This window comes from Leucobacter sp. NPDC077196, assembly GCF_040687075.1.
Classification (GTDB): Bacteria; Actinomycetota; Actinomycetes; order Actinomycetales; family Microbacteriaceae; genus Leucobacter.
This window is the reverse complement of sequence record NZ_JBFBML010000027.1, coordinates 1-14,452: the sequence shown is the minus strand read 5'-3', so window position 1 is coordinate 14,452 and position 14,452 is coordinate 1. Positions and strand designations below refer to the sequence as shown.

Sequence of the window (14,452 nt, the reverse complement as noted above, 5' to 3'; positions counted from 1 at the left end):
GTGGCTGCACTACTACAATCAACATCGGCCACACTCGGCCATTGGGAAGCTCCCGCCAGTCACTCGGTTATCAAACAACCTCGCCGGACACTACACCTAGGTCTGTTCACGGCGGTGACTTGCTTCGGAATAAAGAGTAATCTGCTCTGCCCGAAGCGGTCGCCGCCTAATCATTGAGTAAGTATGCAACGTGTGGCATAGCTTGGTTTAACTCCCTAGGCTTGGCGTGTCTCGGTGTCACCCGTGCTCCAGGCCTTCACGAAAACCCCTGATCATGCTATAAATAGAGAAGATTTCAGCCCCGGTTCGAGTGTTCTCCCGGTAACTGATTACCAAGTGTTAACGAGGTTTGTCGGTGGAGGCCGATAATCTGATAGTAAATTCTGCGGTCACCTGTAGCTACACGCTGTGACGCGAAGGAAGGAGTATGCATGTTCGTCGATACAAGCACCGCTTTGTCAGGGCTACGCCTGCGCGACACTCAGAGAGAGCGGGTAGTTTCCGTAGATCGGCGGATCTTGTAGTGTCATCAGGTCTCAGCGATTACCAGGCAAAGTATTTTGCCCATGAACTGCAACGAAGCTATGCGAATGATCACGTTGGAAAGCTTGCTGGTTTGCTTTTTGACGCTCAGGTTGAACCAAAGCCGCATCAGATTGATGCGGCCCTTTTTGCATTACAGACCCCATTTCTTCCCGGTGTGATTCTGGCTGACGAGGTTGGTCTGGGTAAAACGATTGAGGCTGGCATTGTCATCTCACAGTATTGGGCGGAGCGTAAGCGACAGATACTAATCATTGCCCCTTCTAGCCTCCGTCAGCAATGGCAGCAGGAGCTGTATGAGAAATTTATGATCTCGTCGAAGATCCTTGACGCAAAGTCAAAGGGCAGTTTGCTTGCTCGGTCAGCAGGTCGGTCGACGGATGTGCTCATCTGCTCTTACGAATTCGCACTTCGTCACGAAGCGTCCCTGCTCAAATCCTGGGATCTGGTTGTTGCCGATGAGGCACACCGATTGCGCAGTTACTGGAACGGCAAGGCGAAGATGGCTTCCGCTGTTGCAAGTATCGCTTGCAATACGCACAAGACAGTCCTACTCACCGCGACACCACTTCAGAATAAGCTCGAAGAACTCTACGGGCTCGTATCGATCTTCGACCCGGACTACTTCTACTCACTCGACGCGTTTCGTGAGCGCTACATCAAGAACCGCGATCTCGCGGGGGACGATGACCTCGTCGATCGTGTGGCCACCATTTCAAAGCGCACGCTTCGAAAGGACGCCAGTAAGTACATTCGATTCACCGAACGTATGGCGATCACTGTTGGCTTTACGCCATCGGCTGATGAGCTTCGGTTGTACGACCTGGTCAACGACTACCTACAACGCGACGAGCTGTTCGCATTTGCCGGGTCGCAGCGTCATCTCTCCGCACTAATTATCCGTAAGCGGCTTGGATCATCCACATATGCAGTAGCCAGCACCCTAGAGAACATTGCGAACCGTCTGGCCGATGAAGTTGCGGCAGGCAAACGACGTGATAATCGCGGCGGCTTGTTCGTTGCAGATTTCGATGTGGACGACGAAGTTGAAGAAGAGGTACTTGAAGCTGCCGAACAGTCAGTCGAGGATACGCACAATGTCGCGCTCGACGAGGATATTCTCCGGCGCATGCGTGCTGAGGTTGATGAACTTCGTGAATATGCAGCACTCGCCCGCTCAATCCAGGTGAACCAGAAGGCCGTCAAATTGCTGGATGCGCTCGACATGGGCTTTGAGCGGCTTAGCGAACTCGGGGCGGCTCAGAAAGCAATCATCTTCACTGATTCGACCAAGACTCAAGACTACATTGCGCGCTCCCTCAAAGAAGCGGGTCGCGGTGAAGGCGTCGTGCGTTTCAACGGTAACAACAACTCGCCAGAGCAGACAGAGATCTACAAAGCGTGGCTTGAGAAGAATCGAGACGGAGACCTGATCACAGGTATTCAATCAGTGGATCGGCGGAAGGCTCTCGTGGACTACTTCCGCGATGAAGGCACGATCATGATTGCTACCGAGGCTGCTGCAGAGGGAATTAACCTTCAGTTCTGCTCGATGCTCGTTAACTATGACCTGCCATGGAATCCGCAGCGAGTCGAGCAGCGTATCGGACGTGTGCACCGTTTCGGGCAGCAGCATAACGTCGTTGTAGTCAACCTCTCCAACAAGGGCAACTTGGCGGAGCAGCGCATTCTCGAACTGTTGACGAACAAGTTTCAACTGTTCTCGAGCGTCTTTGGTGCCAGTGATGAGGTACTTGGTGCTATCGAGGATGGTCTGGACTTCGAGAAGCGAATCAGCGACATTCTCACCCGCTGTAAAACATCTGACGAAATTGATTCGGCCTTCAAACAGCTAGAGGAACAGTATGCGGGAGAGATCTCCAAGGAAATGGCCAGCGCCAAAGCAAAGGTCTTCGATAATCTCGATCCCCACGTCCAAGACCGGCTGAAAGCATACGATGCACAGTCGGGCGAGGTGCTGAATAAGTTTGAGAAGCTTCTCCTCACTATTACTCGACATGAACTTCGAGACATGGCCACATTCGAAGAAGACGGCCGGAACTTTGTGCTGAACCATGCCCCTACCGAGGGCACCCCAACAGGCAGGTACTTCTTTAAGTCAAAACCTCAGTCGAATGCACACCAATATCGCTACGCAAGTCCACTCGCTCAGTACGTCACCTCCTCTGCCAAGGCGCACGACACTCCTCAGCGTGAACTCACCTTCTCAATCGGAGCGTCTGAGCGTGCCAGCACTGCTGTAAAGGAGCTTGAAGGTAAATCGGGGGAGCTGACGGTCAATCTTGTAACTTTCAAGATGAGTGCTCGCGACGAGGATATTTCTGAGTCATACATGCTCGCTGGTGGCTATACAGATGAGGGCAAATGGCTCGACGAAGAGTATGTCGCCGACATCCTTGAACTTGCCTGCCTGAACGTCAGTGATCAGCCGGCTGCTGTAAACACCGCCATGCTTGAACCTCAACTCAACATCCGCTTGGCCGAAGTTGAGAAGGAAGTTCAAAGCAGAAACTCCCGGTACTACGACCAACAAGAAGAACTGCTATATCGCAATCAGCAAGATCGCAAGGCCGAGCATGAAGCGAAAATTCGTGAGTACCGCGCCAAGGAGAAAGAAGTCCGCAAAGCCGCGAGGCAGGCGGACGATCCGGTGGAGCAGCTCAAACTAAAGCGCGAGGCTCGCAAATGGGAACGACGAGCAGATGAAGCCGATGACGACTTCCGAGTTGAACGCAGAAAGCTTCAGGCGGAGATCGACGAGAAGCTAGACCTGATCGAGCAATCGCTTCAAGGCACGCAGTCAAGCGAACACCTCTTTGCAATCCGCTGGCGAATAACTCCGTAAGTCATACCGACTGCAAAAGATATCAAGCATTTAAGACAACGAAGAAAGCACCCATGAACGACGAAATCTACGAGACACCATCTACAACACCAAATTTCCAAACTGAGCTTGCCGACCAGCTCGCCGATTTGATGCCAGAAGCAATTGCCGATGGCAAGATCGATGTGGAGAAGCTCAAGGAACTGCTAGGCGGCGACGTTGCCGATACTAGCGAGCGCTTTGGGTTGTTCTGGCCTGGCAAGAAGCGAGCATTGCGTGCAGCTCAGGAGCCAACAACCGCGACCCTCCGTCCAGATTTTGAGAATTCCAAGGACTGGGGCACGACGAAGAACGTCTTCATCGAGGGTGACAACCTTGAGGTATTGAAAGTGCTCCAAAAGCACTACCATGCCAAGGTCAAGATGATTTACATCGACCCGCCGTACAACACAGGCAAAGACTTTGTATACCCAGACAATTACGTCGAAGGCGTGGATACGTACCTTGAGTGGTCTCGCCAAGTTAACGAGGACGGTGGAAGGCTTTCAACAAATGCTGAGACTGAGGGCCGTTTCCATTCAAACTGGTTGAACATGATGTATCCGCGTCTCAAGCTTGCACGCAACTTGCTGACGGATGATGGCGTCATCGCAATTAGCATCGATGAATCGGAACAGCCCCATCTCCGGAAGCTATGCGACGAGATATTCGGAGAGAACAACCTCGTTGCTCAAGTTACGACGATCGTGAAGACCGAGGGCCGACGATACGGCTTCTTCGCGAAGAGTCACGAATACTTTCTGGTCTATTCGCGTAGTGAAGCGGCTTTGCAACTTAACGAGATTTCCATCGAAGGTAAGACCTTCAAGTTTGAAGATGAATTGGGAGGCTTTAACCTTCGCGAGCTTCGCAACCAGAACACCAAGGCCTTTAACTCTAGGAATCGTCCGAACCTTCGATACCCCTTCTTCGTAGATACCTATTCCATTGACAAAAACGGACTCATGGCAGTCAGCGCAGACCCTAAGTATGCGACGCAAGTTGAAGCAATCACAGTCGAAGGGTTAGAGAGCGTTTGGCGGTGGGGCAAGGATAAAGCGCGCGAAATGGAAGGAGAGCTCGTAGCCCGAAATGGAAGCGACGGTGTTACTAGAATTTTCCAGAAAGTTCGTCGAATTACCGAAGCACCGAAGACAGTTTGGCTAGGAAAGGAGTTTATTTCCAACAAGGGAACTCAGGAAGTCGACTCACTATTTGGCAAGAAGGTCTTCGACTTTCCTAAACCGCTCGCGCTGATCCGAGAGATTCTTGCTATCGGTACAGACCGCGACTCGATCGTCTTGGACTTCTTCACGGGATCGGCCACTACCGCACACGCTGTTATGCAGCTCAACGCAGAGGACGGAGGCTCGCGTCGACACATTCAGGTGCAACTGCCAGAGCCTACACCGAAAAGTTCAGTTGCCTACGAGGCAGGATATAGAACAATCGCAGACGTCTCGCGGGCAAGAATTGAGCTTGCCGGTGACAAGGTGGTAGCAGAAGCTGCTGAACGACTTGACCAAGGCCTGGCGCCTCTAGACATTGGCTTTCGCGCATATCGCCTCGTCGACACAAACTTCTCAAAGTGGAAGCAGTCGAGCGGAGTTGAGCTCAACAAACTCGAACAGCACCTTCTTGATCTGCGCGAAAGCAGTAGCGCCGACGAAGCCTCGGCAGACGACCTTCTCACTGAGATTCTTCTCAAACAGGGCTACTCGCTGACGGAAGACATTTCGTCAATCGACATCGCTGGCTTGAACTTGCGCTCCGTTGCTGATGGTGTTGTCCTCGCCTATCTGAACGAAGATGTTAAGCCGACGCTCGACCAGCTCCGTGCGGTTGCAGAAGCAGATCCGATTCGACTCGTGGTCCTTGAAGATGCATTCAAGGGTGATGACGAACTTAAAACTAACGTCGCTCAGCTCTGCAAGAGCAAGGGCATTGAGTTCTGGACGGCGTAATGAGTAGCACTGCATTTCAGTTTGACGACAGCCAGCAGTATCAGCTTGACGCTATCGCCTCCGTGGTTGACCTGCTAGACGGGCAGCCTAAGGACGCCGAGCAGTTCAAAACCACGCTTCGTGGCAAGCTTGCAGTGCCGACCCCGATTGACGACGGACAGGCTGCATTCGAGTTCAGCGAAGACGAGCTTGCTCAAGAGGTCGGCGCGGTCGGTAATAGTCTGGTGCTTGACGAAGACACTGTGCTCGCAAACTTGCAGCGTGTGCAAGATCGCAACGGCCTTGAAGTTGTACCGAAGTTCCGTACCGAAACCCTCGACTTCGATATCGAGATGGAGACGGGTACCGGCAAGACGTATGTATATCTCCGCACAATCTTTGAACTCGCAGACAAGTACAACTTCACGAAGTTCGTGATCCTTGTTCCAAGTGTCGCTATCCGTGAGGGCGTGAGCGCGAGCATCCGTCAGATGCGTACGCACTTTGAAAGCCTCTACAAGAAGCGTGGCATCACCTTCGACTCGATGGTCTATAGCGGTAAGAGTGCTGAAGAAGTCCAATCGTTTGCAACCTCCACGAACGTGCAGATCATGATCATGACGATCGACTCTGTGCGTGGCAATTCAAACACACGAATCATCCACCAGAACCGAGATAAGTTAAATGGCCTAAAGCCGATCGACTATCTCCGCGCGACCCACCCGGTCGTCATTATGGATGAGCCGCAGAATATGGAGTCGCTCCTTTCCAAATCTGCCGTCGGCGAGCTTGAGCCTGTTCTCACGCTTCGTTACAGTGCGACCCATAAGACTCTCCGCAATGTTGTCTATCGGCTTGACCCAGTTGACGCGCACGACCTCGGGCTCGTGAAGCAGATCGTTGTCGCTGACGTCCAGCAGCTGGGCGCAGACGCGACCCCATATGTAAAACTTGTCGAGGTTCGCAACGACAAGGGTTGGGGCGCACGTCTCGAGTTATCGTGTCGTAAGGCTGACGGTTCCCTTGAGCGACGCCTCGTCACGGTGAGGCCCAATCAGGAGCTGTCAGATCCTCGCATTACTGACAACCCTGCCTACGAAGGCTGGCGCGTGATGAGCGAGATGAATATCTCGTTTGGCGGAGTTCCCGGGAATATCGAACTCAATATGCATGGTGTGTTGAGTGAGGGCGAAACAATCGGTGCGTCGACGGGCGCAATCTACAAAGAGATGATTCGCGAAACGATCCGTGAGCATCTTCGCAAGGAGACACAGCTCCGCTCTAAGGGCATCAAAGTGCTGAGTCTGTTCTTTATCGACAAGGTTGAGAACTTCCTCGGTGATGGCACGAACAATAACGACGCAAATGGCCAGTTTGTTCAGTGGTTCGATGAAGTGTTTCGCGAGGAGCGTGCTCGTTCTGCAGTGTGGCAGGAATTGCTGCCGCAGGATCCGTCTGAACTGCGTCGAGGCTACTTCTCAGTACTCAAAGGCAAGAAGGGTGCTGTGGATACCTTTCAGGACACCACTGGCAAGACCAAAGATGATGACGACGCGTACCAGCTGATCATGCAACAGAAGGAGCGTCTCCTTTCCGAAGAGGAACCAGTTCGCTTTATCTTCAGCCACTCAGCGCTTCGCGAGGGTTGGGACAACCCGAATGTCTTCCAGATCTGTACACTCCGAGAGATCGGCAAGGATACGGAGCGTCGCCAGACTCTTGGCCGTGGGCTCCGCCTTCCGGTAGCACGAAGTGTCGATGGCTATGTCCGTGTCTCAGATCCTGGGATTGCAACGTTGACGGTGATCTCCAACGAGTCGTACAAGCGCTTCGCGGATGAGCTGCAGAAAGACTACAAGGAGGCTGGCGTCGAGATTGGACGAGTGCGCCGGGCTGAGTTCTCGAAGATTCCACTTCGAGACGACGACGGAATTCTCTCAGATTCTGTGTTTGGATACGAGCGGTCTGTCGCAGTCTGGAACCATCTGCAGGCAAAGGGCTTTATCGACGATGGCGTTGTCACGCCGAAGTTCCAGCCGAATCAGCTGGGCTTCACGCTTGATCTGCCTGAGGAGTTCGATCCGTATGAGCGGGATATTGCAGAACTGATTGGTCGCGCAAACATCGGTAAGTACGTTAAGCAGGCCAGTCGACGTGAACCGCGCAAGCTGAACAAGCAGCTCTTCTCGAACCCAGAGTTTGAGCAGTTCTGGGAGACGATCACGCAGCGCACAACATACCGAGTGAATGTCGATCGCGAGCGGTTGATCAATAGCACAGTCGATGCGATGCGTGCGGCACCAACGATTGAGCCGCTTCGCATCCAGGTGACGCGTGCTGGGGTGAAGGTGCTTCGAGGGGGTGCGAAAGGCACGGAGCTTGGTAGTCGCTCGGCTGAGTTGCGCGGCAGTTACGACCTGCCAAACATCATCGGTGAGCTTCAGGAGGCGACTTCGCTCACCCGTCACACCATTGTCGACATCTTGCTACAGAGCGGCAGATTAGAGGAGTTCATTCAGAATCCAAATGACTTCATCACAATGGCCAAGCGCATCATGCAGACTGAGCTTGCGAAGATAGTCGTTGACGGGGTCCAGTACCAAAAGATCAATGGCTCGATCTACGAGCTGCGACAGCTTCTCAAGGACGGTGAGGACGAGAAAGATCGCTTCCTCGACCAAATGTACAAGTTAGAAAACGCTGAGAAGTCGGACTTTGACTACGTCATCTATGAGTCTGAGCCTGAACGTCAGTTCGCTGAGCTCCTTGATGGACGCGAAGACATTAAGTTCTTCATGAAGCTGCCGAGCAAGTTCAAGATCGATACACCCGTTGGGCCCTATAACCCTGACTGGGCGATCGTGAAGCACGAAGACGGCGAGGAGCGGGTCTATATGATTCGCGAGACGAAGAGTACCGACGACGAAGCGAAACGACGCCCGAGCGAGAATGCGAAGATCAAGGCCGCGACTCAGCACTTCAAAGCTATCGGTGTCGGTGACTACGCGGTGTCCGTGCCCGGGAAGTGGCGGGTGTGATGCGCACCCTCCTGCTGCGCGAAACTCGCCTCATCCGCAATCAAGTCGTTCGAGGCGGAGCTCAGGGTATACACTCCCTGTGTCCGAGAAGCTCGGTGCGAGCTACGAAGCTACCGCGCTCGATCGCTAGATGTGACGACCCGCTGGACTCAGCGGACATGCCAGCCGAGCTTCAAGCTATCTCGCCGTCGGGGTGCGCGTAACCATGCGATTCTCGGAGCACTTCGGTGTCACTCAGACAGCTGACGACGATTGGTTCGATCCGCATCTGACAGTCGATACAAAGCTATTTATCGACCCTTTGCTGCTCCTTGAAGCAGGAGGAGAGTGGGCCGATGCCCACGAGCAGCTTATTGAGCACTTCGTGCATTGTTACGGCTTGGTGGCGAAATCGACCAGCTCAACATCCGTCTCGGCGCAAGCAGCTCGGCGGCTCCTAACCTTTCCGGAGCCGTTTGAGGTCGGTTTGGGGTATGCAGCCAGCGGTACGAGTGGCTCCGGCTCGGGTGACCGATTTGCTGCGACCATGGCTGACGGTATCGCGACCGCAATCGCAGCCGGACTTACGCACCCCGAACACATCGAAGAGATCGGTATCCTCAACGTCGGTATCGGTCCTGACCGGATCTCTGATGCCACAGTTAACGTCCTTAAAGCGCGCTTTATCGAGTACACCCAGGCGATCGCCGAACGACACGACATACCGCTCGACACCCATCGAGTGAAGTCGGCGCGTGTGTCACTTGAAGCAGCCCGATGGATCGCCGAAGACGTACTGCTACCAACGAACCCGAAAGATGGCCGGCCGGTCATACTGCTACCGCGAGCACTACTCAATGAACTTCCGACGCTTAACGCCGATGACTGGTTCGACTCCCACTTCAATGAGGACATCCGGCTCACGCTCAACCTGCAGGTTGGGGAGGCAGTGCGGAAAGCTGACATCGTTAGATGGGCACGCAGTCATCCCGATCGAGTGCGTGAGTGGGCTCGGGAACAGACGAGCAGGAAGGATATCCGCGGCTATGATTTCAGCGCTGACCCGTTGGGCGTCGTCCAGTGGGACCAGGCGCCAGTTGCCTATGCAGGCGAAAATCCGCTTGCGGCGCGGACTGTCATATCACATGATGACCTGCTCACGCTGGTTGGCGAACTCGTCGATCGATTCCAGCACTTCGTTGAGCAGCAGCGCGGATGGAGCTTGCTTTGGAACGCGGACGGGTCAGAGAAGCCTGAAGAAGCGGCGCAGCTACTGTTCCTCGGACTCGCGCAGCCGTACCTGCGTCAGTTCAATGTCGAGATCGATCGGGAGGTCGAGCTTGGACGCGGACCGGTCGATTTCAAGGCGGCATCCGGAACCACGGCGCGAGTCTTGATTGAGGTCAAGAAGGTGCACAATGGCAAATTCTGGAACGGGATTGAGGCGCAGCTTCCGAGCTACTTGACGTCCGACAGTACCACGCACGGGTGGTTCCTCGCCGTGCAGTATCGAGGCACCAAAAGCTCTGTCGACCGCGTTCGCCGACTTCCTTCAGTTGTAGCCGTGGTAGCTTCACGTGTTGGCATGACGTTGCGATCCTCGGTCGTGGATGCGCGTAAGCCTCTGTCCGCCTCAAACATTGAAGTTGGCGACGAGCTCCCTATTAACCAGGGGACGGAGACAGAGTTGTGATCAAGCGAATGAAGGACTACTTCAAGGGCCAGCGTGCGAGGAAGGCGAAGAGTATTCTCAGTGACGAGCCTGTGGCTCCGGCCTGGGACTTGACCGCTCTGACGCCTGAGTTCATCGACGAGGAACACGCGCAATACGCTGAGGCCATCGCCGAAAACCTGAAAAAGGACGATGTTCTGAATATCGCGCTCTCCGGCAACTACGGCGTCGGTAAGAGCAGCATTTTAGGGCGCGTCGCTGAAAGTCACGATGGCCGCGTGGTGGAGCTCTCGCTCTCGACGCTTTCGCCGATCGACAACTCCAAGGTTGATGATTCGGTTCCGGCTCAGGCGAGGACGCCAACGAACCGCATTCAGCAGGAGATCGTCAAACAGCTGCTTTACCGAGAAGATCCGAAGTCCGCTCGCGCTTCGCGCTTCCGCCGAATCGAACGATTCAGTTGGGGACGCGAGATTGCGCTCGCACTCATAGGGGGTGTGACTGTTTCGATTGCTTTCATGATCCTCGGCTGGGCGGGGACGATCGAACAAACACTCCGACCTCTCCTTGAGCTGGGTCTCTGGGTGTACCCAATCATCGCTCTTCTCGCAACAGGCGCGATTGTTGCCGCTCGCGTACTTCTTCATGGCCGGATCCACATCCGCCAGTTCTCCGCAGGCCCTGCCACCGTGACGTTAGATGAGAAGTCGGTCTCGTACTTCGATCAGTACCTGGACGAGATCGTCTACTTCTTCGAGACCTCGAAGCGCGACATCGTAATCTTCGAGGACATCGACCGCTTTAACGATTCCCATATTTTTGAGACGCTTCGCTCCCTGAACGCACTTCTTAATGCATCGCCGCAGATCAAGAAGCCGATCCGCTTCATCTACGCCATCAAGGACAGCATCTTCGACCGGGTGAGCCTCGAGCACGAGAAGCGGAAGTTCGACGTGGAGCTCATCGAGATTGAAGACCCGGCGCAGGCTGAGATCGTGCGGGCGAACCGTACCAAGTTCTTTGACCTCGTCGTTCCAGTTGTTCCGTTCATCACGCATCGGAGCGCGCGCAACCTGACTACGCAGATCCTGCGCGGCATTGAGCACGACGTGTCGCCAGACCTGATCGACCTCGCAGGCCGATTTGTACCGGACATGCGTCTGCTCAAGAATGTGCGCAACGAGTTCGTTGTCTTCCGGGACAGGATCTTCGCGGGGGACGGGAAGCAGCTTGAACTGAGCGAGACGCAGCTGTTCGCGATGATGCTCTACAAGAGTACACACCTCAGTGATTTTGAGGTCATACGGCTCGGCAAGAGCAAACTCGACAAGCTGTACGAGGTCAGCCGGACGCTTGTATCGCAGAACATCCGGCGCGTTGAGCGCGAGCTTCGGTCTGCCCGCGTGGAGATCTCGCGACGCACGGCCGCGAAGCAGAGGGCGTCACGGCTCGGAAAGCTGTTGGTCGCTCGGATAGATCTTATAGTGCGTTCATTGAATAACGTCCGCGCTCAAGACGGCCAGTACATCCTGAACGGACGAGGCGCCGACGCCACAGAGTTCGAGTCGATCGAGTTCTGGCGTGAGCTGGCCGAGTCCGAGGACCGTACCGTGGGGTGGAATAATCCGTACTACGGCGGCAGGTCGTTCACGCTGTCTCGAAGCGATATCGCTGCGCTCGTTGGCGACACACTCGACGTGGAAGCCTGGCGCGAAGGCGACGACGAGGCGGAGTCCGAGCAGGTCCGGGATTTACAGGAACAGCTCGCGTTTCTACGCACGTCGGACATGGGCGAGCTGATGAGTCAGCCCGATTTCCTGGTCGACTACGAGGACACCTCACAGTCGCTAGCTGCGGTGGCAGAGAAGCTGTTCACGAAAGGGCTCGCGTTCAACCTGATTCGTTCAGGCTACATCGACCGCAACTTCACGCTCTACACATCGACATTCCACGGGGACCGCGTTAGTCCTGCGGCCACGAACTTCATCATCCATCACGTCGAGCCTGGACTCATGGATGCACAGTTTGTCCTTACAGCAGAGGACGTAGAGGCTGTGATCCGTGAGCGAGGAGCCCGGTCGCTCGCGGATCCTGCTTTGTTCAATATCGCGATCCTGGACTATCTGCTGGGCGCAAACAATGCCGACGCAGACGTCATGATCGCGGCCCTGGCACGCCTCGACGAAGACAGCAAGAAGTTCCTCGCAAGCTACTTGGGAAGTGGCGTGTCGAATGAAGCGCTGGTGAAGAACCTCACGTCACGGAGTCCGCGACTACTTAACTATTTGATCGCGGACGTCGAGCTCGACGATGAGACGAGGACCAAGCTCGTGAGCGCCTGCCTCGCGAGCTTGGAGGTTAAGACGAAGCAAACCGTGACAGAGAAGGTGAAGGCCTTTCTTGCTGCGAACTATGCGCAGCTGCCCGCAATCGCGAGCACTGCGCTACCTACTGCGCGTGCCGACGGTATCGCCCTCTTGTTCAAAGATGCCGGACTGTCGCTTCCCGATCTTTCGGGAACGAGCGACGTCGTGCGACCAGCATTCGTGAAGCTTGGTCTCTATGAGATGAGTCTGTCGAATCTCCAGGCGGCGGTCGGCGACGAGGTCGGTCTTGGTCTCGACCAGCTCAGGGCTACTCACCGTGCCGACGTCTACGCCAAGGCGATTGCCGAGTTGCCGGGCTACCTCGACGCTGTCGACGGTCACACCGCAACGAACCATGCGGCCGACCGGTTCCATGTGGTTATTGGTGAGGTGCACGAAGCCTCGCCGAAACTGCTCGAGCGCTTCATCGAGGCCGCCTCAGACGAGAGCCACATTGCGGATCTTGAGGATGTGCCCGAGGAAACCTGGCCCGTGCTTGCAGCGCACGATAAGTTCCCGGCCACGTTCTCGAATGTGACGAGATACATAGAGCAGATCGGCAGTGTGGATGTGAATCTCGCCGTGGTGCTCGCGTCGGGTGAGGAGATTATTGAGCACGAAGATGCCGACGAGGACGAGAAGCGCAGTCTCGCTGTCGCCCTGATTTCGACCCGTTCCGCACTCAGCGCTGAGCTCCGAGCAAAGCTGGCGGAAAGTCTCGGGCTGAAGGCGTGTCTAGTGGTCGCTGATCTGCCCGTCGAGTCAGGTGATCTGTATCCCGAGCTAGTCGCTCGCCGGGTGATCTCCGACGACGCCGCGACCTATGAGCATCTCGCTTCGACGGACTGGGCAACACGAGAGCGCGTCATCGCCGTGTCGCCGAAGTTTACAGAGTGGCTAACGCCGGAACTCCTCGGTGCCGACGTGGCAAAGGTGCTTTCAAGCGCGTCGGTGACGGACGAAGCGAAGCGAATAATCATCGAGAGCGCTGGCGAGTACACGTCAGCCGGTGGGGTCGCTGGCCTTGTCGAAATCGGGAAGGCTGCTCGAAGGTTCGGAATCCTCGTGAGCTTCTCTGTCGTTGAACAGATGGCGATTCATCGGATCGGAAAGAGCGAGGTGCTACATCACCTCATGCCGTATCTGAACTCGACGTCAGACGCGGAGCTCTTCGGCGTTCTGAATTCCCTTGGTGGCAATTACGCTCAGCTGACGCGATTCGGCCGCGATAAGCCGAAGGTGCCGAATACCCCCGACAATCTCAGGCTGCTCGAGTCCCTGAAGCAGCGGGGCATCGTTACGAAAGTTGAGGATGATCGCAATCCGATGAAGGTGCACAAGCGATACGGGAGTTGAGAGACACATGGGGTGATCAAAGCAAGCAACCGGGTTGTCATTGCTTTTTTTGGCGCGGTGCCTTCGCCCGCATCTGCACCCCTGCCCTATGCAGCGCTCGTAGCACTGATCCATGCGAAAGCTGATGCCGATCTTCTAGCTCCGCGACCGTGGCGCCCTCTTCGTATTCCTTGACGAGCAGCGCCTTCGTTTCCGGAGATACGACCTTTCGCCGCACCACTACATTGTTCTCTCGGAGTAGCCGCACGAGTGCTGATGGTGCAACGCCATACTCCTGCGCTAGAGAACGGGCACTTTCCCCTTCTCCATACCGGCGCAGAATCTCACGCACCTTCTCCTGTCCGAGCCGGTCGCCAATATTGTGAACCTGAAACTGTTGTTCATTCCTGGTCGGCGAAACTGCTGGGTATTCCTGGGCGAGATTCCGCAGCGTAACAGGGGTGAATCCACGGGTAGAGTTTTTCGACAACGCGTCTATTACGCCAGCGATACAAGCCCCCGGTTTTTGCCGGGGGTTTTTGCGTTTGGTGTGTACGTCATCAATGTCGGTGGTACCTGTTTCACTAGGAGCATGACCACTGGCAGATCGTCTGAGTTGGTACGCCTAGTCCACCCAGTTGGTACCCAATTCCGGAGGCCTGGTGCTGTCGCGCGTTTTCGGGTCTTCTAGG

At 55.2% G+C, this 14,452-nt stretch carries 7 protein-coding genes; 6 read left to right on the top strand and 1 reads right to left on the bottom strand.

The features are described from left to right. The 6 genes from AB0O71_RS14930 to AB0O71_RS14905 form a co-directional block, all read left to right on the top strand. Positions 1–100 (top strand): integrase core domain-containing protein (locus tag AB0O71_RS14930; RefSeq protein WP_363746576.1); only part of this gene is annotated, 100 nt, incomplete at its 5' end. Positions 101–523: 423 nt separating this feature from the next. After that, entirely contained in the window at positions 524–3,409 is a 2,886-nt protein-coding gene (locus AB0O71_RS14925; protein ID WP_363746574.1) for an SNF2-related protein, read from the top strand. A gap of 53 nt (positions 3,410–3,462) precedes the next feature. Next, positions 3,463–5,391, top strand: a complete 1,929-nt coding sequence (locus tag AB0O71_RS14920) for a site-specific DNA-methyltransferase (RefSeq protein ID WP_363746572.1) — start codon at positions 3,463–3,465, stop codon at positions 5,389–5,391. Beyond that, complete coding sequence (locus AB0O71_RS14915; protein ID WP_363746570.1) at positions 5,391–8,408, top strand: DEAD/DEAH box helicase family protein; 3,018 nt, start codon at positions 5,391–5,393, stop codon at positions 8,406–8,408. Before AB0O71_RS14920 ends, AB0O71_RS14915 begins: the two co-directional genes overlap by 1 nt. Before the next feature lie 205 nt (positions 8,409–8,613). Beyond that, positions 8,614–10,080, top strand: coding sequence for a hypothetical protein (locus AB0O71_RS14910; RefSeq protein ID WP_363746568.1), 1,467 nt, complete (start codon positions 8,614–8,616; stop codon positions 10,078–10,080). Positions 10,081–10,088: 8 nt separating this feature from the next. Continuing rightward, positions 10,089–13,781: a DNA-binding protein gene (locus AB0O71_RS14905; protein WP_363746566.1), complete on the top strand. Its 3,693-nt coding sequence runs from the start codon at positions 10,089–10,091 to the stop codon at positions 13,779–13,781. A gap of 37 nt (positions 13,782–13,818) precedes the next feature. Here AB0O71_RS14905 and AB0O71_RS14900 read toward each other — a convergent pair whose 3' ends face one another. Then, entirely contained in the window at positions 13,819–14,250 is a 432-nt protein-coding gene (locus AB0O71_RS14900; RefSeq protein ID WP_363746564.1) for a hypothetical protein, read from the bottom strand. Between the last annotated feature and the right edge of the window lie 202 nt (positions 14,251–14,452).

Bases quoted from the DNA above. Each gene is read 5' to 3' on its own strand.
- AB0O71_RS14920 (WP_363746572.1), top strand. From the start codon at position 3,463: ATGAACGACGAAATCTACGAGACACCATCTACAACACCAAATTTCCAA.
- AB0O71_RS14915 (WP_363746570.1), top strand. From the start codon at position 5,391: ATGAGTAGCACTGCATTTCAGTTTGACGACAGCCAGCAGTATCAGCTT.
- AB0O71_RS14910 (WP_363746568.1), top strand. From the start codon at position 8,614: ATGCGATTCTCGGAGCACTTCGGTGTCACTCAGACAGCTGACGACGAT.
- AB0O71_RS14905 (WP_363746566.1), top strand. From the start codon at position 10,089: ATGAAGGACTACTTCAAGGGCCAGCGTGCGAGGAAGGCGAAGAGTATT.